Source organism: Burkholderia paludis, assembly GCF_000732615.1.
In the GTDB taxonomy this organism is placed as follows: Bacteria; Pseudomonadota; Gammaproteobacteria; order Burkholderiales; family Burkholderiaceae; genus Burkholderia; species Burkholderia paludis.
The window spans coordinates 106,340-129,216 of the sequence record NZ_JPGL01000013.1 but is presented as its reverse complement, the minus strand read 5'-3'; the positions used below and the strand labels follow the sequence as shown (position 1 = coordinate 129,216).

At 66.4% G+C, this 22,877-nt stretch carries 20 protein-coding genes; 11 read left to right on the top strand and 9 right to left on the bottom strand.

What is annotated here, in order from left to right; all coding sequences use genetic code 11:
- Window positions 1–365: 365 nt before the first annotated feature.
- The 3 genes from clpS to GQ56_RS0109840 all read left to right on the top strand — a co-directional run bounded on the left by clpS (window position 366) and on the right by GQ56_RS0109840 (window position 4,460).
- Complete coding sequence (clpS, locus tag GQ56_RS0109850) at window positions 366–680, top strand: ATP-dependent Clp protease adapter ClpS (RefSeq protein WP_006398529.1); 315 nt, start codon at window positions 366–368, stop codon at window positions 678–680.
- Complete coding sequence (clpA, locus tag GQ56_RS0109845) at window positions 677–2,977, top strand: ATP-dependent Clp protease ATP-binding subunit ClpA (protein WP_031398498.1); 2,301 nt, start codon at window positions 677–679, stop codon at window positions 2,975–2,977. Before clpS ends, clpA begins: the two co-directional genes overlap by 4 nt.
- A gap of 103 nt (window positions 2,978–3,080) precedes the next feature.
- The gene (locus GQ56_RS0109840) at window positions 3,081–4,460 is read left to right on the top strand and encodes an amino acid permease (protein WP_031398497.1); all 1,380 of its coding nucleotides are present in this window, start codon (window positions 3,081–3,083) and stop codon (window positions 4,458–4,460) included.
- An 87-nt stretch (window positions 4,461–4,547) separates the two neighbouring features.
- Here the strand turns inward: GQ56_RS0109840 and dut are convergent, their stop codons facing one another.
- The 5 genes from dut to GQ56_RS0109815 all read right to left on the bottom strand — a co-directional run bounded on the left by dut (window position 4,548) and on the right by GQ56_RS0109815 (window position 10,761).
- The gene (dut, locus tag GQ56_RS0109835; RefSeq protein ID WP_031398496.1) at window positions 4,548–4,994 is read right to left on the bottom strand and encodes a dUTP diphosphatase; all 447 of its coding nucleotides are present in this window, start codon (window positions 4,992–4,994) and stop codon (window positions 4,548–4,550) included.
- Between the two features lie 52 nt (window positions 4,995–5,046).
- A complete protein-coding gene (coaBC, locus tag GQ56_RS0109830; protein ID WP_031398495.1) occupies window positions 5,047–6,258 on the bottom strand; it encodes a bifunctional phosphopantothenoylcysteine decarboxylase/phosphopantothenate--cysteine ligase CoaBC in 1,212 nt (403 codons plus the stop codon).
- A gap of 67 nt (window positions 6,259–6,325) precedes the next feature.
- A complete protein-coding gene (lspA, locus tag GQ56_RS0109825; RefSeq protein ID WP_031398494.1) occupies window positions 6,326–6,826 on the bottom strand; it encodes a signal peptidase II in 501 nt (166 codons plus the stop codon).
- A 3-nt stretch (window positions 6,827–6,829) separates the two neighbouring features.
- Window positions 6,830–9,667 (bottom strand): isoleucine--tRNA ligase, encoded by a 2,838-nt coding sequence (gene ileS, locus GQ56_RS0109820; protein ID WP_031398493.1) that lies wholly within the window; start codon window positions 9,665–9,667, stop codon window positions 6,830–6,832.
- A gap of 101 nt (window positions 9,668–9,768) precedes the next feature.
- The gene (locus GQ56_RS0109815) at window positions 9,769–10,761 is read right to left on the bottom strand and encodes a bifunctional riboflavin kinase/FAD synthetase (protein WP_031398492.1); all 993 of its coding nucleotides are present in this window, start codon (window positions 10,759–10,761) and stop codon (window positions 9,769–9,771) included.
- A gap of 122 nt (window positions 10,762–10,883) precedes the next feature.
- Between GQ56_RS0109815 and purN the strand changes: the two genes are divergently transcribed.
- From purN to nadC, 6 genes are all read left to right on the top strand, one after another.
- A complete protein-coding gene (gene purN, locus GQ56_RS0109810; RefSeq protein ID WP_031398491.1) occupies window positions 10,884–11,546 on the top strand; it encodes a phosphoribosylglycinamide formyltransferase in 663 nt (220 codons plus the stop codon).
- A complete protein-coding gene (locus GQ56_RS0109805) occupies window positions 11,543–12,805 on the top strand; it encodes an RsmB/NOP family class I SAM-dependent RNA methyltransferase (protein ID WP_031398490.1) in 1,263 nt (420 codons plus the stop codon). Before purN ends, GQ56_RS0109805 begins: the two co-directional genes overlap by 4 nt.
- A gap of 18 nt (window positions 12,806–12,823) precedes the next feature.
- Window positions 12,824–14,206, top strand: a complete 1,383-nt coding sequence (locus GQ56_RS0109800) for a mechanosensitive ion channel family protein (RefSeq protein WP_031398489.1) — start codon at window positions 12,824–12,826, stop codon at window positions 14,204–14,206.
- 217 nt (window positions 14,207–14,423) lie between these two features.
- Complete coding sequence (locus GQ56_RS0109795; RefSeq protein ID WP_031398488.1) at window positions 14,424–15,620, top strand: DesA family fatty acid desaturase; 1,197 nt, start codon at window positions 14,424–14,426, stop codon at window positions 15,618–15,620.
- Window positions 15,621–15,825: 205 nt separating this feature from the next.
- Window positions 15,826–16,962 carry a quinolinate synthase NadA gene (nadA, locus tag GQ56_RS0109790; RefSeq protein ID WP_031398487.1) on the top strand — a complete coding sequence of 379 codons (1,137 nt, stop codon included), beginning with the start codon at window positions 15,826–15,828 and terminating at the stop codon, window positions 16,960–16,962.
- The gene (gene nadC, locus GQ56_RS0109785) at window positions 16,959–17,906 is read left to right on the top strand and encodes a carboxylating nicotinate-nucleotide diphosphorylase (RefSeq protein WP_407638584.1); all 948 of its coding nucleotides are present in this window, start codon (window positions 16,959–16,961) and stop codon (window positions 17,904–17,906) included. The genes nadA and nadC overlap by 4 nt, the downstream gene beginning before the upstream one ends.
- A 91-nt stretch (window positions 17,907–17,997) precedes the next feature.
- Here nadC and nadB read toward each other — a convergent pair whose 3' ends face one another.
- From nadB to radC, 4 genes are all read right to left on the bottom strand, one after another.
- A complete protein-coding gene (gene nadB / locus GQ56_RS0109780) occupies window positions 17,998–19,584 on the bottom strand; it encodes an L-aspartate oxidase (RefSeq protein ID WP_031398485.1) in 1,587 nt (528 codons plus the stop codon).
- 160 nt (window positions 19,585–19,744) lie between these two features.
- Window positions 19,745–19,912: a 50S ribosomal protein L33 gene (gene rpmG / locus GQ56_RS0109775; RefSeq protein WP_006478046.1), complete on the bottom strand. Its 168-nt coding sequence runs from the start codon at window positions 19,910–19,912 to the stop codon at window positions 19,745–19,747.
- Between the two features lie 17 nt (window positions 19,913–19,929).
- Complete coding sequence (gene rpmB, locus GQ56_RS0109770) at window positions 19,930–20,163, bottom strand: 50S ribosomal protein L28 (protein WP_004186391.1); 234 nt, start codon at window positions 20,161–20,163, stop codon at window positions 19,930–19,932.
- Window positions 20,164–20,400: 237 nt separating this feature from the next.
- Window positions 20,401–21,174, bottom strand: a complete 774-nt coding sequence (gene radC / locus GQ56_RS0109765; protein ID WP_031398484.1) for a RadC family protein — start codon at window positions 21,172–21,174, stop codon at window positions 20,401–20,403.
- 135 nt (window positions 21,175–21,309) lie between these two features.
- Between radC and GQ56_RS0109760 the strand changes: the two genes are divergently transcribed.
- Both GQ56_RS0109760 and ispH read left to right on the top strand, forming a co-directional pair.
- Window positions 21,310–21,765, top strand: a complete 456-nt coding sequence (locus tag GQ56_RS0109760) for an FKBP-type peptidyl-prolyl cis-trans isomerase (RefSeq protein WP_031398483.1) — start codon at window positions 21,310–21,312, stop codon at window positions 21,763–21,765.
- Window positions 21,766–21,767: 2 nt separating this feature from the next.
- Window positions 21,768–22,748, top strand: coding sequence for a 4-hydroxy-3-methylbut-2-enyl diphosphate reductase (gene ispH / locus GQ56_RS0109755; RefSeq protein ID WP_031398482.1), 981 nt, complete (start codon window positions 21,768–21,770; stop codon window positions 22,746–22,748).
- Window positions 22,749–22,877 lie beyond the last annotated feature (129 nt).

The window sequence follows — 22,877 nt, the reverse complement described above, 5'->3', positions numbered from 1 at the left end:
GAGGAATTTTTAGACGTTTAGAGGGACGTTGTAAAGAACCCATTTTCAGGGTTTTTCCGGCTTTGCTTTGCAGCACGTGGCCAAGCGCGAGGACTTGAAAAGCCGCATAATCGGCTCATATACCAGGCTCGGGTGACGCGCGTTCGAGTCGTCCCGGCTTGTGGGATACTGGATGCGGATACGACGTTCCGGTGCGGTTCCACCAGACGGTTCGTGTTCCGCGCCACGCGTGAAAGCCGGCACCGCAGCCGGCTTTCGCATGGCGCGAAGGCGGTCGCGTGTTCCGGGATTCCGGGGAGGGCGCCGGCCGGTCGGTCGGGTTATGGCAGGATTGCGGGCCTGTCCGAGTTGTTTAGAATGGGTGTATGGCGATTATCCCGGACAAGCAGGACAGTACCGTCCTGGAACGCAAGCAGCAGAAGCTCAAGCCGCCTTCGATGTACAAGGTGGTGCTGCTGAACGACGACTTCACGCCGATGGAATTCGTCGTGATGGTGGTCCAGGAGTATTTCAAGAAAGATCGCGAGACGGCCACGCAGATCATGCTGAAGGTCCATCGCGAAGGGCGAGGGGTTTGTGGGGTCTATACGCGGGACATCGCGTCGACCAAGGTTGAGCAAGTCGTTACCCATGCGCGGCAGGCCGGGCATCCGCTGCAGTGCGTGATGGAGGAAGCATGATTGCCCAGGAATTGGAAGTCAGCCTGCACATGGCGTTCATGGAAGCACGCCAGGCGCGCCATGAGTTCATTACGGTCGAGCATTTGCTGCTGGCCCTGCTGGATAATCCGACGGCAGCCGAGGTGTTGCGCGCGTGCGCGGCAAACATCGAGGACTTGCGTCAGAACCTGCGCAATTTCATCCACGACAATACCCCTACCGTCCCGGGTACCGACGACGTCGATACCCAGCCGACGCTCGGGTTCCAGCGCGTGATCCAGCGCGCGATCATGCACGTCCAGTCGACGTCGAACGGCAAGAAGGAAGTGACCGGCGCGAACGTGCTGGTCGCGATCTTCGGCGAGAAGGATTCGCACGCCGTCTACTACCTGCAGCAGCAGGGCGTCACGCGCCTCGACGTGGTGAACTTCATTTCGCACGGCATCGCGAAGACCAACAACGGCGAAGCCGCGAAGTCGACCGACGCAAGCGCGGAAAGTGAAGACGCGAACGCGCAGAAGGAAACGCCGCTCGCGCAATTCACGCAGAACCTGAACCAGATGGCGAAGGACGGCCGCATCGATCCGCTGATCGGGCGCGAGACCGAGGTCGAGCGCGTCGTGCAGGTGCTGTGCCGCCGCCGCAAGAACAATCCGCTGCTCGTCGGCGAGGCCGGCGTCGGCAAGACCGCGATCGCGGAAGGGCTCGCCTACCGCATCACGCGCGGCGAAGTGCCGGACATCCTCGCGAACGCACAGGTCTACTCGCTCGACATGGGCGCGCTGCTCGCGGGCACCAAGTATCGCGGCGATTTCGAGCAGCGTCTGAAGACGGTGCTGAAGGAGCTGAAGGAGCGTCCGCACGCGATCCTGTTCATCGACGAGATCCACACGCTGATCGGTGCGGGGGCGGCGTCGGGCGGCACGCTCGACGCGTCGAACCTGCTCAAGCCGGCGCTGTCGTCGGGCACGCTCAAGTGCATCGGCGCGACCACCTTCACCGAATATCGCGGCATCTTCGAGAAGGATGCGGCGCTGTCGCGGCGCTTCCAGAAGGTCGACGTGACCGAGCCGACCGTCGAGCAGACGGTCGCGATCCTGCGCGGGCTGAAGTCGCGCTTCGAGGAGCACCACGGCGTCAAGTACTCGTCGGGTGCGCTGTCGGCCGCGGCCGAGCTGTCGGCGCGCTTCATCACCGACCGCCACCTGCCGGACAAGGCGATCGACGTGATCGACGAAGCGGGCGCCGCCCAGCGCATCCTGCCGAAGTCGAAGCAGAAGAAGACGATCGGCAAGAGCGAGATCGAGGAAATCATCTCCAAGATCGCGCGCGTCCCGGCGCAAAGCGTGTCGCAGGACGATCGCAGCAAGCTGCAGACGCTCGACCGCGACCTGAAGAGCGTCGTGTTCGGCCAGGATCCGGCGATCGACGCGCTCGCCGCGTCGATCAAGATGGCGCGCGCGGGCCTCGGCAAGATGGACAAGCCGATCGGTGCGTTCCTGTTCTCCGGCCCGACGGGCGTCGGCAAGACCGAAGTGGCGCGCCAGCTCGCGTTCACGCTCGGCATCGAGCTGATCCGCTTCGACATGTCGGAGTACATGGAGCGCCATGCGGTGAGCCGCCTGATCGGCGCGCCGCCGGGCTACGTCGGGTTCGACCAGGGCGGGCTGCTGACCGAAGCCGTCACGAAGAAGCCGCACTGCGTGCTGTTGCTCGACGAAATCGAGAAGGCGCATCCGGACATCTACAACGTGCTGCTGCAGGTGATGGATCACGGCACGCTCACCGACAACAACGGCCGCAAGGCGGATTTCCGCAACGTCATCATCATCATGACGACGAACGCGGGCGCCGAGTCGATGCAGAAGGCGACGATCGGTTTCACGACGCGCCGCGAAACGGGCGACGAGATGACCGACATCAAGCGCCTGTTCACGCCGGAGTTCCGCAACCGCCTGGATTCGATCATCAGCTTCCGCTCGCTCGATGAGGAAATCATCATGCGCGTGGTCGACAAGTTCCTGATCCAGCTCGAGGAACAGCTGCACGAGAAGAAGGTCGACGCGCTGTTCACCGACGCGTTGCGCAAGCATCTCGCCAAGCACGGCTTCGACCCGCTGATGGGCGCGCGGCCGATGCAGCGGCTGATCCAGGACACGATCCGTCGCGCGCTGGCCGACGAGCTGCTGTTCGGCAAGCTCGTCAACGGCGGTCACGTGACGGTCGACGTCGACGAAAACGACAAGGTGCAGTTGTCGTTCGACAAGCTGGCGAACCCGCCGCACAAGCCGAACGAAGAGGCGGTCGAAGTCGAGTAAGCGATAATTCGAGGTTCATGCGAACGGCGCGGGAAGTTCTCCGCGCCGTTTCGTTTTATCTGGCGCCGGCGGCGCCACGGTGGTGCAGGGGAGTGGCAATACAGTGACACAACAACAACGGACGTTCGACGACATCGTCGCGCGCGAACAAGGGCTGCGCCACGCGCTGACGTCGGGGCAGATGGCGATGATCGCGATCGGCGGCGCGATCGGCACGGGGCTGTTCCTCGGCAGCGGGTTCGCGATCGGGCTCGCCGGCCCGAGCGTGCTGGTTTCGTATGCGATTGGCGCGCTGATCGCGTTGTTGCTGATGGGCGCGCTTGCGGAAATGACCGTCGCGCATCCGACGGCCGGCTCGTTCGGCGCGTATGCCGAGCACTACGTCGGCCCGCTCGCGGGCTTCCTGGTGCGCTATGCGTACTGGTTCGCGGTCGTGTTCGCCATCGGCACCGAGATCAGTGCGATCGCCGTGTTCATGAAGTACTGGTTTCCGGCCGTGCCGGGCTGGTACTGGGTGATCGGCTTCTCCGCGCTGCTGATCGCGGTGAACCTCGCGAGCGTCACGCTGTACGGCTCGGTCGAATATGCGTTCTCGCTGCTGAAGATCGCGGCGATCGTCGTATTCATCGTGCTCGGCGCGTATCTCGTGTGGTCCGCGCCGGCCGCGTCGGGCATCGGCTTCGCAAACTACACCGCGCACGGCGGCTTCATGCCGAAGGGGCCGTGGGGCACCTGGGTCGCGGTGATCGTCGCGATCTTCAGCTACATGAGCATCGAGGCCGTCGCGATCGCGGCCGGCGAGGCGCGCGATCCGCAGCACGCGGTCACGCGCGCATTCCGCTCGACCGTGTTCCGGCTCGTGCTGTTCTACCTGCTGACGCTGTCGCTGATGCTCGCGATCGTGCCGTGGACGCAGGCCGGCACCGACGAAAGCCCGTTCGTGAAAGTCATGGCCGCGACCCACGTGCCGTACGCGGCGGGCGTGATCAACTTCGTGCTGCTGATCGCGGCGCTGTCGGCAATGAACAGCCAGCTCTACGTGACGACGCGGATGATGTTCAGCCTGTCGCGCGCGCGGCTTGCCCCCGCGGTGTTCGGCCGGCTCGGCACGAACGGCGTGCCGCGAGCGGCGCTGTGGATCTCGACGAGCGGCGTCGCGGTGGCGGCCGTGCTGGTCGTGCTCGCGCCCGACACGGCGTTCACCGTGATGATGGCGATCGCGATGTTCGGCGCGCTGTTCACGTGGCTGATGATCTTCGTCACGCACCTGCGCTTCCGGGCGCGCTATCGCGGCCCGGCGCTTGCGTTCCGGATGTGGGGGCACCCGTTCGGCAGCCTGCTCGGTGCAGGGCTTGTCGCGTCGATCCTGTTCACCACGGCCTTCACGCGCGAATTCCGGATGACGATGGTGGTCGGCGTTGTATTCGCCGTGCTGCTCACGCTTGCTTACGTGCTGCACTACCGGCACCAACACGCACGCTGACGGCGCAGGCGTGACGCTCGCGCGAATCGCGCCGCCGACCGGAAAAAAAAGGGGCCTCGCGGCCCCTTTTCTTTGGCGATGCGCCGCTCAGTGGCGGCCGGTGCTGCCGAAGCCGCCTTCGCCGCGATCGCTCTCGGCAAACTCGTCGACGAGGTTGAACTGTGCCTGCACGACCGGCACGATCACAAGCTGCGCGAGCCGTTCGAACGGGTTCAGCACGAACTCGGTCTGACCGCGGTTCCAGGTCGAGATCATCAGCTGGCCCTGGTAGTCGGAATCGATCAGGCCGACCAGGTTGCCGAGCACGATGCCGTGCTTGTGGCCGAGGCCCGAGCGCGGCAGGATCAGCGCGGCATAGCCGGGATCGGCGAGGTGGATCGCGAGGCCGGTCGGCACGAGCGTCGTTTCGCCCGGCTGCAACGTGACCGGCGCGTCGAGGCACGCGCGCAGGTCGAGACCCGCGCTGCCGGGGGTGGCGTAGGCGGGCAGGTAGTCGCGCATGCGCGCGTCGAGAATCTTCAGGTCGAGTTTCATGCAGTCGTCGAATCGGTCGGGAAGGGCGCGGCGGCGGCCGCCGCGCGGTTGATCAGATCAGGCGGTTGTCGGGCAGGCGTTTCGCGATCTCCGCGACGAGCGTTTGCGCGAGCGTGTCTTTCGGCGCGCGCGGCAGGCGCGTGAGGCCGGCCGCCTCGAACAGCACGACTTCGTTGTCGTCGCGGCCGAACGTGAGCGGGCCGAGGTTGCCGACGAGCAGCGGCACGTTCTTGCGCTTGCGCTTCGCGTCGCCGTGCACGTCGAGGTCGCCGCTTTCGGCCGCGAACCCCACGCAGAAGGGCGGATCGGGCAGCGCCGCGACCGATGCGAGGATGTCCGGGTTCTCGACGAACGAGAGTGCCGGCATCTTGCGGTCGGCCGTCTTCTTCATCTTGTGCTCGGCCGGCTGGTCGACGCGCCAGTCGGCGACCGCGGCCACCGCGATGAAGATGTCGGCATTGGCGACGGCATGCATGACCGCGTCGTACATCTGCTGCGCGGTCTGCACGTCCTGGCGGTAGACGCCCCACGGCGTGTCGAGCGCTACCGGCCCCGCGACGAGATGCACGTCGGCGCCGGCCTGCTGCGCGGCGCGCGCGAGCGCGAAGCCCATCTTGCCGCTCGAGCGGTTCGTGAGGCCGCGCACCGGGTCGAGCGGCTCGAACGTCGGGCCGGCCGTGATCAGCACGCGCCGATGCGCGAGCACCTTCGGCGCGAAGTGCGCGACGATCGCTTCATAGATCGCCTCGGGCTCGAGCATGCGGCCGTCGCCGACCTCGCCGCATGCCTGTGCGCCCGAATCCGGGCCGAGCACCGACACGCCGTCCGCGCGCAGTTGCGCGGCATTGCGCTGGGTGGCCGGGTTCTGCCACATCTGGCGGTTCATCGCGGGGACGACGAGCAGCGGACAGTCGCGTGCGACGCACAGTGTCGACAGCAGATCGTCCGCGAAGCCGTGCGCGAGCTTCGCGAGGAAATCCGTCGACGCGGGCGCGATCACGATCGCGTCGGCTTCGCGCGACAGGTCGATGTGCGCCATGTTGTTGTCGATGCGCGCGTCCCACTGGCTCGTGTAGACCGGCCGGCCCGACAGCGCCTGCATCGTGACGGGCGTGATGAACTGGGTGGCGGCTTCGGTCATCGCGACCTGCACGGTCGCGCCGGCCTTCGTGAGCAGCCGGGTGAGCTCGGCGATCTTGTAGCAGGCGATGCCGCCCGTCAGGCCGAGAACGAGGTGTTTTCCTGCGAGTTCTGCGTGTGCCAACTCAGGCCTCCAAGGATCAAACGGAACGGCCGGCGCGAAGCCGGCCGTCGACGCCGAGTATGCGCGCCTAGCGCGAACCGCGCACGCGGCGCAGTTCGTCGTAGATCAGCAGCACCGCGCCGACCGTGATTGCGGAATCGGCGAGGTTGAACGCCGGGAAGTGCCAGGCGCCGAGGTGGAAATCGAGAAAGTCGATCACGTGACCGTAGATGAGCCGGTCGATCACGTTGCCGAGCGCGCCGCCGAGGATCAGCGCGAGCGACACGCTGAACAGCCGCTGATGACCGTGGCGCTTCAGCAGGAAGCAGATCACGAGCGTCGCGCCGATGCCGAGCGCGGTGAACGCCCAGCGCTGCCAGCCGCTCGCGGTCGACAGGAAGCCGAACGCGGCGCCGCGGTTGTACACCAGCACGAGGTTGAAGAACGACGTCAGCGCATGCTGCGCGCCGTACGCGAACGTTTTCAGGATCGCGATTTTCGACAACTGGTCGAACAGGATCACGATCAGCGAAATGCCGAGCCAGGGCGCAAGCGCGCCGCTGGCCGGTTTCGACAGGGTTTTCGCCATGGTTTAAGCAGCGCTCCGGATTTCGCCGTTTTCGAACAGGTTGGAGAAGCAGCGGCCGCACAGCGTCGGGTGATCGGCGTGCACGCCGACATCTTCGCGGTAGTGCCAGCAGCGTTCGCACTTCTGGTACTTCGACGCAGCCACGTCGACGCTCTCCTGCGCCTCGTCGTCGACCCTGACGACGGTCGCCGCCGATGTGATCAGCACGAACTTCAGGTCGTCGCCGAGGCTCGTGAGCGCGTCGTAACGCGCGCCGCTCGCATGCACGGCGACTTCGGCCTGCAGCGACGAACCGATGCGGTTCGCGGTGCGCGCTTCCTCCAGCGCCTTCGCCACGTTGCCGCGCACGTTGCGCAGCAGCGCCCACTTTTCGATCAGCGCGGCCGAGCCGGCGATTTCCGGATACGCGTAGTAGGTTTCCGTGAAGATCGTGTCGCTGGCCGGCTGGAACACCTTCCACGCTTCTTCCGCCGTGAACGACAGGAACGGCGCGAGCACGCGCAGCAGGCCCTGCGTCAGGTGGTACAGCGCCGTCTGCGCGGAGCGGCGTGCGCGCGAATCGGCCGCGCTCGTGTACAGGCGATCCTTCAGCACGTCGAGGTAGAAGCCGCCGAGATCTTCCGAGCAGTACGTCTGCAGCTTCGCGACGACCGGGTGGAATTCGTACTTCTCGTAGTGGCCGAGCAGATCCGCCTGCATCTGCGCCGAGAACGCCACCGCATAGCGGTCGATCTCGAGCCATTCGTCGACGGGCACCGCGTGCTGCGCGACGTCGAAATCCGACAGGTTCGCGAGCAGGAAGCGCAGCGTATTGCGGATGCGGCGATAGCCTTCGGTCACGCGCTTCAGGATTTCCTCGGAGATCGCGAGCTCGCCCGAGTAGTCGGTCGACGCGATCCACAGGCGGATGATTTCCGCGCCGAGGCGGTTCGCGACTTCATGCGGGTCGATGCCGTTGCCGAGCGACTTGCTCATCTTGCGGCCTTCGCCGTCGACCGTGAAGCCGTGCGTGAGCAGGCCCTTGTACGGCGCGCGGCCGTCGATCATCGACGCGGTCAGCAGCGACGAGTGGAACCAGCCGCGATGCTGGTCCGAGCCTTCGAGGTAGAGGTCGGCCGGGAACTGCAGCTGATCCTTGTGCGAGCCGCGCAACACGTGCCAGTGCGTCGTGCCCGAGTCGAACCACACGTCGAGCGTGTCGCGGTTCTTTTCGTACAGGTTCGCGTCGTCGCCGATCAGCTCGCGCGGATCGAGCGTCTGCCAGGCCTCGATGCCCGACTGCTCGACGCGTTTCGCGACTTCGTCGAGCAGCTCGAGCGTGCGCGGGTGCAGCTCGCCGGTTTCCTTGTGCACGAAGAACGCCATCGGCACGCCCCACTGGCGCTGGCGCGACAGCGTCCAGTCGGGACGGTTCGCGATCATGCTGAACAGGCGCTGCTTGCCCCACGACGGATAGAACGCCGTCGCATCGACGCCTTCGAGCGCCGTTTCGCGCAGCGTCTTGCCGCCGTCGCTCGGCGTCACGTCCATGCCGGCGAACCACTGCGACGTCGCGCGGTAGATGATCGGCGTCTTGTGGCGCCAGCAGTGCATGTAGCTGTGCGTGTACTTCTCGCTGCGCAGCAGCGAGCCGGCCGCGTTCAGCGCCTCGACGATCTTCGGGTTCGCGTCCCAGATCGACAGGCCGCCGAACAGCGGCAGCGATTCGATATAGCGGCCGTCGCCCATCACCGGGTTGATGAAGTCCGAGTCGGTCATCCCGTGCGCCTTGCAGGACATGAAGTCCTCGATGCCGTATGCGGGCGACGAGTGCACGACGCCGGTACCCGTGTCGGTCGTCACGTAGTCGCCGAGGTAGACGGGGGCGGTGCGCTTGTAGCCGGGGTGGGCCGACGCGAGCGGGTGGTGGAAGCGCAGGTTCGCGAGCTTCACGCCCGGCGCGGTCGCGACGACGCGGCCGGTCAGCTTGAAGTCGGCCATGCACGCGGCGACGCGCTCTTCCGCGATGATCAGCAGCCCGCGCTCGGTGTCGACCAGCGCGTAGACGATTTCGGGATGGAGGTTCAGCGCCTGGTTCGCCGGGATCGTCCACGGCGTGGTGGTCCAGATCACGATGCCGCCCTCGGCGCGCGGCAGCGCCGGCAGGCCGAACGCCTGCGCGGTCTTTTCCGGCTCCGCGAACGCGAACATCACGTCGATCGTCGGGTCGGTGCGGTCCTTGTACTCGACTTCCGCCTCGGCGAGCGCCGAGCCGCAATCGAAGCACCAGTTAACCGGCTTCAGGCCGCGGTACACGTAGCCCTTCTCGATGATCTTGCCGAGCGCGCGGATCTCTTCCGCCTCGTTGACGAAGTTCATCGTCTTGTACGGGTTGGCCCAGTCGCCGAGCACGCCGAGGCGCTTGAAGCCGACCTTCTGCTTCTCGATTTGCTCGGTCGCGTACGCCCGCGCCTTGCTCATCACCTCGGCCGCCGGCAGCGACTTGCCGAACTGCTTCTCGATCTGGATCTCGATCGGCATGCCGTGGCAATCCCAGCCCGGCACGTACGGCGCGTCGAAGCCGGCCATGTTGCGCGACTTGACGACGATGTCCTTCAGGATCTTGTTGACGGCGTGACCGAGGTGGATGTCGCCGTTCGCATACGGCGGGCCGTCGTGCAGGATGAACTTCGGCCGGCCCTTGCTGGCCGCGCGGATCTTCTCGTAAATGCCGCGCTCCTCCCATTCCTTGACCCACTGCGGCTCGCGCTTGGGCAGGTCGCCGCGCATCGGGAACGGCGTGTCGAGCAGGTTGACCGGATACTTGGCCTGCGGTTTCGAATCGGCTTTCTTGTTGCTCATGATGGGATCGCTATCAAATCGGGGGACGCGCGAGCGTCGTGAATCGGGGATGCGCGCGAGTGAGCGGCGCGAGGGTGCGGCGCGGGGCGCCGCCGGCCGGATCAGCTAATTCGGTCGGTGGCCGATGTCGAGAAGCCCGTGGCGCGGCTGCCGGGCGCACGGTCACGCTCGACGAAGTACGCGCGCGCATTCGCGACATCCAGCGCGATCGCGCGCGACAGCGCTTCGAGATCGTCGAATTTCGCCTCGTCGCGCAGCTTCTTCAGGAACTCGACGCGGATGAGCTTGCCGTATGCATCGCCGTGCCAGTCGAGCAGGTGGACTTCGAGCAGCACGCGGCCCGAATCGTCGACGGTCGGGCGCAGGCCGAGGCTGGCGACGCCCGGCAGCGGCGCGGGGCCGAGGCCGTGCACCTGCACGACGAAAATGCCCGCGAGCGCCGGCCGCTTGTGCGCGATCGGCAGGTTCAGCGTCGGGAAGCCGAGGTCGCGGCCGAGCTTCAGCCCGTGCGCGACGTGGCCGCTGATCGCGTAGCCGTGACCGAGCGCCTGCGCGGCCGCGTCGAGATCGCCGGCCGCGAGCGCGGTGCGCACGCCCGAGCTGGAGATGCGTGCGCCGTCGCTGCCGGCCACGGTGCCCATCTGTTCGACCTCGAAGCCGTACTGCTCGCCGGCCGCCTTCAGCGTGTCGAAGGTGCCCGCGCGCTTCGCGCCGTAGCAGAAATCGTCGCCGACCATCATCCAGCGCGTGTGCAGGCCGTTCACCAGCGTGCGTTCGACGAACGCTTGCGGCGACTGGCTCGCAAAGGTGTGGTTGAAGTGCTCGACGACCACGCGGTCGACGCCGTGATCGCGCAGCGCCTCGAGCTTGTCGCGCAGCATCGCGATGCGCGGCGGCGCGCCCGCCGGGTTGAAGAATTCACGCGGGTGCGGCTCGAACGTCATCACGCACACCGGCAGGCCGCGCGCGTCCGCTGCCGCGCGCACGCGCGCGAGCAGGGCCTGGTGGCCGCGATGGACACCGTCGAAGTTGCCGATCGTCAGCGCGCACGGGGCGCGGCTCTCGGCGTTGGGCAGGCCGCGGAAGACTTTCACGATAGCGGATGCAGCGTCGGGGAATGGGCGGTGGGATGCCGCAAAGCAGAAGATTATAAACGTTCGGGAGAGCCGGCGGCCGAGAAGGCGGGAAACGCGGGGGCGAATGGTAAAATTCGCGAATGAAAAAACTCGTGATCCTGATTTCCGGTCGCGGCAGCAACATGGAGGCCATCGTCCGCGCGTGCGCGCAGGAACGCTGGCCGGCCGAGATTGCCGCCGTGATCGCCAACCGGCCCGATGCGGCCGGACTGGCTTTTGCCGCGTCGCACGGGGTGGCGACGGCGGTGGTCGACCACCGGTCGTTCGATGGCCGCGACAGCTTCGATGCGGCGCTCGCCGCCGAGATCGACCGTTTCGCGCCCGATCTCGTCGTCCTCGCCGGCTTCATGCGCATCCTCACGCCCGCATTCGTCAGACGATACGAGGGCCGGCTGCTGAACATCCATCCGTCGCTGCTGCCAAGCTTCAAGGGCATCCACACGCACCAGCAGGCGCTCGAGGCGGGCGTCGCGGTGCATGGCGCGAGCGTGCATTTCGTCGTTCCGGAGCTCGACAGCGGCGCCATCGTCGCGCAGGGCGCGGTGCCGGTGCGTGCGGGCGACGACGCGGCGGCGCTCGCGCAGCGGGTGCTGGCGGTCGAGCATGTGCTGTACCCGCGTGCGGTGCGCTGGTTCGTCGACGGGCGTTTGCGCCTCGAGAACGGGCGTGCAGTGCTGGCGCCGGAAGAGGCGCGCTGGATTTTCGCGGATCAACCGCATACCGAAACGAGTGAGGGCGTATGAAGCTGCACGGATTCCTGATCGGCCAGACCGAGACATTGCTGGCCGAGGTGCTGAAGTTCGCCGGCCCCGCCGACGCGACGACGAGCCGGTTCTTCCGCGCACACCCGAAGCTCGGGCACGCCGAGCGCGGCGTGATCGCCGAGGCCGTGTTCGCGGTGCTGCGCCGGAAGATGGAGTTTTCGCACCTGGCCGAGAGCGGCACGGGCACGCCCGCGCGGCGCCTCACGCTGCTCGGCCTGATGCAGACGGTCGGCCGCAATGCGCTGAGGCCGTTCCTGTCCGATGCCGAGTCCGCGTGGCTCGAGCACGTGTCGAAAATCGATCCGGCGAGCCTGCCGGTGCGCGTGCGCACGAACCTGCCGGACTGGATCCTGCAGGCGCTGGCGGCCCGTTTCGACGCCGATGAGCTCGCGCAGCTCGCCGCCGCGCTGAACTACCCGGCGCCGCTCGACCTGCGCGCCAACGTGCAGAAGGCCAATCGCGACCAGGTGATCGATGCGCTGCGCGCGAGCGGCATCGACGCGGGCGCGACGCCGTTCGCGCCGAGCGGCGTGCGTGTCGTCGGCAAGCCGGCGCTGACGCGGCTGAAGCTGTTCGAGGAAGGCCAGATCGAGGTGCAGGACGAGGGCAGCCAGCTGCTGTGCTCGCTGGTCGCGCCGCGCCGCGGCGAGATGGTCGTCGATTTCTGCGCGGGCGCGGGCGGCAAGACGCTCGCGCTGGGCGCGATGATGCGCTCGACCGGGCGCCTCTATGCGTTCGACGTGTCGGAGAAGCGCCTCGCGAAGCTGAAGCCGCGCCTCGCGCGCAGCGGGCTGTCGAACGTGAACCCCGTGCTGATCGACAGCGAGCACGACGCGAAGATCAAGCGGCTCGCCGGCAAGATCGACCGCGTGCTGGTCGACGCGCCGTGCAGCGGCCTCGGCACGCTGCGCCGCAATCCGGACCTGAAGTGGCGCCAGACGCGCACGGCGATCGACGAACTGACGCCGAAGCAGGCGTCGATTCTCGCGAGTGCCGCGCGCCTGGTGAAGAAGGGCGGCCGGCTCGTCTATGCGACCTGCAGCGTGCTGGACGCCGAGAACGAGCGCATCGTCGAACAGTTCCTGGCCGACCATCCCGAGTTCGTGCTGGTGCCGGCGCAGAAGGTGCTGGACGAGCAGCGCATCGAGATCGAGACGGGCGACTACCTGTCGCTGTGGCCGCATCGCCACGCGACCGACGGCTTCTTCGCCGCGGTGCTCGAGCGGCGCGCGCAGTAACGGCGGCCCGGACGGACGATGGAGAATCTGCAGAGCCGCCTGCTGTCGCACCGGTTGGCGTCGGTCATTCGCGATTTCCACCAGCCGGTGATGATCTGGCAGGCGGCGATCCTGGTCGGGGCGCTGTGTTTCGCATGGGTGGCCGCGCGCTTCGTGCACGGCCGGATCGATGCGCGCCGCCGGGCGGCCGGACGCGCGCCCGGCGCGGGCGCGCACAGCCTGAAGCGCGCGCTGTTTCCGCTGTTCGGCGGCGTGTTCGCGGGCGGCGCGCAGCTCGCGTTCGACCCGTTCATGTCGACGTCGCTGTTGTCGCTCGCGCTCGTGCCGCTGTTCGGCATCGGGCTGATCTACGTGCTGTTCTTCTTCGCGCGGCGCGTGTTCGCGCGCGACGGCCATACGCATGCGTGGCTGTCGATCGTCGAGAAGATCGTGTCGACCGTCGTGTGGGCCGCGATGGTGCTGACCGTGCTCGGCATCCAGCGCGACGTGCTCGGCTGGCTCGACAGCGTGCAGTTCCGCGTCGCGAACGCGCACCTCACGCTGCTGTCGCTGATCTCCGGCGCGCTGTGGGTCTGCGTGACGCTGATGGTCGCGATGTGGCTCGGGTCGGTGCTCGAGGATCGCCTCACGCGTTCGAGCACGCTCGACGTCAACCTGAAGGTCGTGCTGTCGCGGGTCGGCCGCGCGCTGCTCGTGTTCGCGGCGGTCCTGATCGGGCTGTCGCTCGTCGGCATCGACGTGACGGTGCTCGGCGTATTCGGCGGCGCGGTCGGGGTCGGCCTCGGTTTCGGGCTGCAGAAGATCGCCAGCAACTACGTGTCGGGCTTCATCATCCTGCTCGACCGCTCGCTGCGGCTCGGCGACGCGATCAGCGTCGGCGGGCTGCAGGGCGTCGTCACGCAGATCCGCACGCGCTACACGGTCGTGCGCGGCCTCGACGGCAACGAGACGCTGATCCCGAACGAGAAGCTGATCACCGACGTCGTGCAGAACCAGTCGTCGTACCTGACGCGCGGCTATGCGAAGGTCGCGGTGCAGGTTGCGTACACGAGCGACGTCGAGCAGGCGCTCGCGTTGCTCGCCGACGCCGCGAAAGGCGTGCCGCGCGTGCTGGCGGAGCCTGCTCCGACCCCGTATCTGGTGGGTTTCGGTGCGGACGGGATCGATCTGGAACTCGGCTTCTGGATCGAGGATTCCGCGAAAGGCACGTCGGGCGTGCGTTCGAGCGTGAACCGCAACATCTGGCGGCTGTTCGGCGAGCATGGCGTGTCGATTCCGTTCCCGCAGCGCGAAGTGCGCGTGGTCGGGTGGCCGGACGGCGTTGCCGCCGCAGGCGAGGCCGCTGCGCCCGGCCCGGTGGCCGGCAACGGCGCGGCGGACGGGCGCGCACCGGCCGTGTAGCCTGGCGGCCGCCAATCGCGTCGGCCCGCGGCCGGAACCGGATCGCGGGCCCTTCCAAGTCCGCCCATGGACTGCGCCGGTTGCGTCAGGGCAAGAAAATGTTCATTTTTTACAAAGACTTGGAACGGTTGAAGTAAAATTCTGGTCTACACGCGGTATGCTTTCATTTTTCTGACGTCTGCGCGAGCCGGCGTCGCTCTCATCACGGGTAACTGCCTTGTTGAATTCCCTGCTCGATTTTCTTTCCCACGGGCTCCTGCGTTTTTCGTGGTGGCAGGTCGCGCTGTTCGCGCTTGCCGTCACGCACGTCACGATCATCGGCGTGACGGTCTACCTGCATCGCTGCCAGGCGCACCGCGCGCTTGAGATGCATCCGATCGCGAGCCACTTCTTCCGCCTCTGGCTGTGGATGACGACCGGCATGCTGACCGGCCAGTGGGCCGCGATTCACCGCAAGCACCACGCGAAGTGCGAGACCGAGGAAGATCCGCACAGCCCGCAGACGCGCGGCATCTGGAAGGTGTTCCTCGAGGGCGCCGAGCTGTATCGCGCGGAAGCGAAGAACGAAGAAACGATGCGCAAGTTCAGCCACGGCACGCCGAACGACTGGATCGAACGCAACGTGTACTCGAAGTACCCGATCCTCGGCGTGAGCATGATGATGGTGATCGACGTCGCGCTGTTCGGCGTGCTCGGCCTGACCGTGTGGGCCGTGCAGATGGTCTGGATTCCGTTCTGGGCGGCCGGTGTCGTCAACGGTTTCGGCCACTTCTGGGGCTATCGCAACTTCAACTCGGCCGACGCGAGCACGAACCTGTTCCCGTGGGGCATCGTGATCGGCGGCGAAGAGCTGCACAACAACCACCACACGTTCGCGACGTCGGCGAAGCTGTCGAACAAGTGGTACGAGTTCGACATCGGCTGGATGTATATCCGCATCATGTCGGCATTCGGTCTCGCGAAGGTGAAGAAGGTCGCGCCGACGCCGCGCCTGAACAAGCCGAAGACCGTGCTCGACCAGGAAACGCTGCAGGCCGTGCTGTCGAACCGCTACGAAGTGATGGCGCGCTACGGCAAGGCCGTGAAGCGTGCGTATCGCCAGGAACTCGCGCACCTGAAGGAACTCGGCTCGAGCGAGAAGTACCAGCTGATGCGCGGCGCGCGCAAATGGTTCCACAAGGATGCCGACGGCCTCGACGAGCCGCAGAAGAAGCTGCTGCCGGAAATCTTCGCCAACAGCCAGAAGCTGCATACGTACTTCCAGCTTCGCCAGGATCTCGCTGCAATCTGGGATCGTTCGACCGCCTCGCGCGAACAGCTGCTCGCGCAATTGCAGGATTGGTGCCATCGCGCAGAACAAAGCGGCATCAAGGCGCTGCAGGAATTCGCGACGCGCCTGCGCCGCTACGCCTGATTCGAAATCGATTAGAATCTAAGGACGTCACAAACCCCGCGTTGGCGGGGTTTTTTTATTTCGGCCGCCGGTTTCGATACATGACCGGACGGGCCGGATTCCGTCCAAGCCTTGGGGCGGCGTTGAAGCAACGCCCCGGGGCGAGCGCAGGGGATGAGGCCTGAGCGCGCCAAAGCGCCGGCTCGGGTCGACAGGAGATATGGAGATGCAATCGACGATCAAACCCGTCGAATACGACCGGCCCGTCGCGGCGGGGACCGTGTGCGGTGTGGGGCAGGCGTGGGCCAAGGTGCCCGATGCCCCGTCCGCCGAAGAGCGCGCCGCACTGAAGGCGCGCATCAAGGCGTTGCTCGTGCGTGAAAAGGCCGTGCTGGTCGCGCACTACTATGTCGATGGCGAACTGCAGGAACTGGCTGACGAAACCGGCGGCTGCGTTGCCGATTCGCTCGAGATGGCCCGCTTCGGCCGCGATCACGACGCGCAGACCCTGGTCGTCGCCGGCGTGCGCTTCATGGGCGAAACCGCGAAGATCCTGAGCCCGAACAAGCGGATCCTGATGCCCGATCTCGATGCGACCTGTTCGCTCGACCTCGGCTGCCCGGTCGACGAGTTCTCGGCATTCTGCGACGCGCATCCCGACCGTACCGTCGTCGTCTACGCGAACACCAGCGCAGCCGTGAAGGCACGCGCGGACTGGATGGTCACGTCGTCGATCGGCCTCGAGATCGTGGCCGACCTGCACGCGCGCGGCGAGAAGATCATCTGGGCGCCCGATCGCCATCTCGGCAATTACATTCAGAAGAAAACCGGCGCGGACATGCTGCTGTGGCAGGGCTCGTGCCTCGTTCACGACGAATTCAAGGGGATCGAGCTCGATCTGCTGCGCGCCGAGTATCCGGACGCGAAAGTGCTCGTCCACCCCGAATCGCCGGAAAACGTCGTTGCGCTGGCCGATGCCGTCGGCTCGACCACGCAACTGATCGACGCGGCCGTGAAGCTCGATGCGACGCGCTTCATCGTCGCGACCGATCTCGGCATCCTGCACAAGATGCAGCTCGCGGCACCCGGCAAGACCTTCATCGCCGCGCCGACGGCCGGCAACAGCGCGACCTGCAAGAGCTGCGCGCACTGCCCGTGGATGGCGATGAACGGCCTCGCGAACCTCGCCGACGTGCTCGAACGCGGTCACAACGAGATCTTCGTCGATCCCGCGATCGGCGAGCGTGCGCGCCTGCCGATCGACCGGATGCTCGGTTTCGCCGCCGCGCACAAGAAGCGCGTGCAGGCGAGCGGCGATCTGCAGCGCGACCAGCAACTGTTTGCAAACGTGGGGGCCGCATGATGAACAGCCTCCACGCGCAGGTTCAATCGTCGTCCGCCGATGAAGCCGCCGTCCTCGAAGGGGGCGCGAGCGCCGTTTCGCCGCTGTTCGGCAGCGTTCGCGAGCAATACGGCGCGGCGTTCGACGCGGCGATCGCGCGCAACGTGGCCGATGCGATCGCGGAAGACGTCGGGGCCGGCGACCAGACCGGGCGGCTCGTGCCGGCCGGCGGGCGTCGCCGTGCGCGCATCATCGTGCGCGAGGACGCCGTGCTGTGCGGCGTGCCGTGGTTCGAGGCCGTGATTGCCTGCATCGATCCCGCGATCGTCGTGCAATGGCGCTATCGCGAAGGCGACCGCATGACGCCCGATTCGACCGTCTGCGAGCTCGAAGGGCCGGCACGGTCGCTGTTGACGGCCGAGCGCAACGGGCTGAACTTCCTGCAACTGCTGTCGGGCGTCGCGACCGCGACGCGCCGCTACGTCGATCGCGTGGCAGGCACGCGCACGAAGATCCTCGATACGCGCAAGACGCTGCCGGGCCTGCGGCTCGCGCAGAAGTACGCGGTGCGCGTGGGCGGCGGCGAGAACCAGCGGCTCGCGCTGTACGACGGCATCCTGATCAAGGAAAACCACATCGCGGCGGCGGGCGGTGTCGGCCAGGCGCTCGACGCGGCGTTCGCGCTGGAGTCGGGCGTGCCCGTGCAGGTCGAGGTCGAGACGCTTGCGCAACTCGACACGGCGCTCGCGCATCGCGCGCAGTCGGTGCTGCTCGACAACTTCACGCTCGACATGATGCGTGAAGCGGTGCGCGTGGCGCACGGCAAGGCCGTGCTCGAAGTGTCGGGCGGGGTCAATTTCGACACGGTGCGTGCGTTCGCGGAAACGGGTGTCGACCGCATCTCGATCGGCGCGCTGACGAAGGACGTGCGCGCGACGGACTATTCGATGCGGATCGTCGACTGAGCGGGCGTCCGCGTCCGAACAGAAAAGCCGTTGGCACGTGAGTGCCAACGGCTTTTTTCCTGTGCGGGCCGCAGCCCGGGAGGGGGGGCGCTTAGCGGCGCGCGCGCGGCGTGAGCACGCTCGGCAGCGCCTTCGGCAGCGTGTGCGGCCAGTCGCGGCTGTAGTGCAGCCCGCGGCTTTCGCGGCGCGAGTGCGCACTTTTCACGATCAGTGTCGCCACGTCGACGAGGTTGCGCAGTTCAAGCAGGTCGCGCGTCACGCGGAAATTCGCGTAGTACTCGTGGATCTCGTCGCGCAGCAGCGACAAGCGGTGCTTCGCGCGTTCGAGACGCTTGTCGGTGCGCACGATGCCGACGTAGTTCCACATCAGACGGCGCAACTCGTCCCAGTTGTGCGCAACGACGACTTCCTCGTCCGCATCCGATACTCGGCTCTCGTCCCATGCCGGCAGCTTGGCCGGCGTTTCGACGTCGAAGCCGGCCGCCTCGATCGCTTCGGCGGCCGCACGGCCGATCACGAGACACTCGAGCAGCGAGTTGCTGGCGAGCCGGTTGGCGCCGTGGAGCCCCGTGTACGACGTTTCGCCGACCGCATAGAGGCCCGTCAGATCGGTGCGTCCGGCGAGATCGGTGACGACGCCGCCGCACGTGTAGTGCGCGGCCGGCACGACGGGAATCGGCTCTTTCGCGATGTCGATGCCGAACTCGAGGCAGCGCGCGTGAATCGTCGGGAAGTGTTCGCGCAGGAACGCTTCCGGCTGATGGCTGATGTCGAGGTACACGCAGTCGATCCCGCGCTTCTTGATCTCGAAGTCGATCGCGCGCGCGACGATGTCGCGCGGCGCGAGTTCGGCGCGGGGATCGTGCGCGGGCATGAAGCGCGTGCCGTCGGGCAGCTTCAGCAGGCCGCCTTCGCCGCGCACGGCTTCCGAGATCAGGAACGACTTCGCATACGGATGGAACAGGCAGGTCGGGTGGAACTGGATGAATTCCATGTTCGACACGCGACAGCCCGCGCGCCACGCCATCGCGATGCCGTCGCCGGTCGCGGTGTCGGGGTTCGTCGTGTACAGGTAGACCTTGCCGGCGCCGCCCGTCGCGAGCACCGTATGCGGCGCCTCGATCGTGATCGTGCGGTCGTTGTCGACATCGAGCGCGTACAGGCCGTGACAGCGGCGGCCGGGCAGGCCGAGCCGGTCGGACGTGATCAGGTCGATCGCGTGGTGATTTTCGAAGAACGTGATGTTCGGATGCTGGCGCGCACGTTCCGACAGTGTCGCGAGCACCGCGTGGCCGGTCGCGTCGGCCGCGTGGATGATCCGGCGATGGCTGTGACCGCCTTCGCGCGTCAGGTGGAAGCCGAGTTCGGCCGCGTCGTCCTTCGTGAACGGCACGCCTTGCGAGATCAGCCATTCGATCGCCTCGCGGCCGTGCTCGACGATGTATCGCGTGGCGGCTTCGTCGCACAGGCCGCCGCCGGCGACCAGCGTGTCGTCGACGTGGTTCTCGATGCTGTCCGTCGAGTCGAGGACGGCCGCGATGCCGCCCTGTGCGTTATCGCTTGCGCCCTCCATCATCGAGCGTTTCGCGATCAGCGCGACACGTCGCGTGCTGGCCAGATTGAGTGCGACCGACAGCCCTGCCAGGCCGCTGCCGACGATCGCCACGTCGAATTTCATGCTGCATCTCCATCGTTACGCTTTTGATCTTGTGCGTTCCGGCGGCCAAGGCCGCGGAAAGAGGAGAGCATACCGCGTCGGGCCAAAGCGTGCGCGCAAAACAAAAAGCCCCGCAAATGCGGGGCTTTTCGCTTGTCAGCGGGCTCGCAGAAACCGGAGATTACTTGATCTTGGTTTCTTTGTATTCCACATGCTTGCGGACGACGGGATCGAACTTCTTGATCGCCATCTTTTCCGGCATGTTGCGCTTGTTCTTCGTGGTCGTGTAGAAATGACCCGTACCAGCAGTCGACTCGAGCTTGATCTTGTCGCGTGCGCCTTTTGCCATGATTGTGCTCCTTGGGCTTAGGCTTCGCCGCGTGCGCGCAGGTCAGCGAGCACGGAATCGATGCCGTTCTTGTCGATCAGGCGCAGGCCGGCGTTCGAGACGCGCAGGCGCACCCAGCGGTTTTCGCTCTCTACCCAGAACCGGCGGTTTTGCAGGTTCGGCAGGAAGCGGCGCTTCGTCTTGTTGTTTGCGTGGGAAACGTTGTTGCCGCTCATCGGCGCTTTCCCAGTTACTTGGCATACGCGTGCCATGAGAGCACTCCTAATACGCTAAATTCGGGGTTCGATCGCCGATGAAGGTTCCATCGCACCGCCACGTGATCCATGGCTGCACTCAGAACGCCGAAGCCCTTACAGACAAGGCCCTTCGATGGCTAGAACTGGTTGGAAAAAAGACAGACGGCGATTCTAGCAGAAAAAGTTCAGAAAAATCAAACCTAATTTCGCTTCACCGTTGCGGCGCCCGTTGGCGGGCCGCCGCGCCACAGTCTACAGCCAACCGGCACGTGCGAACGAAAAAGTATCGCCGGTGCCGATGACGACATGATCGAGCAGCCGCACGTCGACGAGTGCGAGCGCATCGTGCAGCACGCGGGTCAGGCGGCGGTCTTCCGCGCTCGGCTGCACCGCGCCGGACGGATGGTTGTGCGCGACGATCAGCGCCGCGGCGTTGTGCTGCATCGCGCGGCGCACGATCTCGCGCGGGTAGACGGCCATGCGCGTCAGCGAGCCGCGCGTGATTTCCTCCGTTTCGATCAGGCCGTTGCGCGCATCGAGGTAGACCGCGGCGAACACTTCGTACGGGCGCGCGCCGATCTTCAGCCGCAGATAATCCTCGACCGCGCCGGGCGAATCGATCGGCGTCGTCTCGCGCGCCTTCTCCTTCAGCACGCGCCGCGCGATCTCGGTGACCGCCATCAGCCGCGCCGACCGCGCGGGGCCGATGCCGGCGTGCGCCTGGAAATCGGCGTCGCTCGCCTCGAGCAGCCCGCGCAACGTCTTGAACTGCGCGACCAGGGCGCGCGCGATGACGAACACATCGTGCTCCGGTGTGCCGGTGCCGAGCAGCAGTGCGATCAGTTCGTCGTTGGTCAGCGCGGCCGGCCCGCGTTCCAGCAGCCGCTCGCGGGGGCGTTCGGGGCACCAGCCGCGCGGGAGGCGCCCGCACCGGCCGACAGGGAGGGCGCAGCCGGGCGCGGCGGCCGGCCGGTCGTGGGCGTCGCGGCATTCGAGCGGCGGCGGGGCGAGGCAGGGTGACAGCATGCTTGGAACTCCATTGGCGGCGGGCGGTGTGCGCGACGTCGTCGCACTTTCCGCCTTGCGCGCTCAGGTGACTTACAATATTGGCTTTGCGCCGGGCCTTTCGGCCGTTTCGGGCGCCGACTGAACGAGTAATTCATGAGCCTCATCGATCTATCCGAAGTGAAGCCCGGTTCCCACGTCACGTTGCATTACCGCCTGGCACTGGCCGACGGCGCCGACATCGTCAACACCTTCACCGACAAGCCGGCCACGCTGCTGCTCGGCGCGGGGCAGCTGGCGCCGTCGCTGGAACAGATTCTGCTCGGGCTCAGGGTCGGCGACCACTCGACTTATCAGCTAACGCCCGAGCAGGGGTTCGGTCCCCGTAATCCCGACATGCTCCAGCGCGTGACGCTGTCGACGCTGCGCGAGAACGGGATGGTCGGCGACGATTTCACGCCGGGCGAGCTGATCGAGTTCAATGCGCCGGACGGCGGCCGGTACGCGGGGGTGCTGAAGGAAGTCAGCGAAACCTCGGCGCTGTTCGACTTCAATCATCCGCTCGCGGGCCAAGCGCTCACGTTCGAAGTGAAAATCATCGGAATCCTGTAATCATGAGCACCACCGATACGCTGTCCGGGCAGACCGTCGCCGCCGACGCCGAAATCCTGCTGGCCCAGCCGCGCGGTTTCTGCGCAGGCGTCGATCGCGCGATCGAGATCGTCGAGCGGGCGATCTCGATGCACGGCGCGCCGATCTACGTCCGTCACGAAATCGTCCACAACAAGTACGTGGTCGAGGATCTGAAGAAGAAAGGCGCGATCTTCGTCGAGGAGCTCGAGGAAGTGCCGGCCGGCAACACCGTGATCTTCAGTGCGCACGGCGTGTCGAAGGCCGTGCGCGACGAGGCCGACGTGCGCGGGTTGCGTATTTACGACGCCACCTGCCCGCTCGTCACGAAAGTGCACGTCGAGGTCGCGAAGATGCGCCAGGACGGCGTCGACATCGTCATGATCGGGCACAAGGGCCATCCGGAAGTCGAGGGCACGATGGGGCAGGTCGAGCGCGGCATGCATCTCGTCGAGAGCGTCGAGGATGTCCTGAAGCTGCAGCTCGCCGATCCCGAGCGCATCGCGCTCGTCACGCAGACCACGCTGTCCGTCGACGACGCGGCCGAGATCATCGCGGCGCTGAAGGCGAAGTATCCGAAGATCCGCGAGCCGAAGAAGCAGGACATCTGCTACGCGACGCAGAACCGCCAGGACGCGGTGAAGTTCATGGCGCCGCAGTGCGATGTCGTGATCGTCGTCGGCAGCCCGAACAGTTCGAATTCGAGCCGCCTGCGCGAAGTGGCCGAGAAGCGCGGCGTCGACGCCTACATGGTCGATGCGCCCGACCAGATCGATCCGGCATGGGTCGCGGGCAAGCGCCGCATCGGCGTGACGGCCGGCGCATCGGCGCCCGAGGTGCTCGCCCAGGCCGTGATCGCGCGGCTGCGCGAGCTCGGCGTGCGCAACGTCCGCGCCCTCGACGGCATCGAGGAAAACGTGTCGTTCCCGCTGCCGCGCGGGTTGAACCTGCCGCCCGCCGCCTGATTGACGCATTGCACCCGCGGAACACCGAAGCGCGCCTCCCGGCGCGCTTTTTTTTGCCTGTCGAAATTGTAATCGCAACCATTATTCGCGTTCGCGGTGCAACCGGGTTGCCCTGCGTGTTTCCAAGCG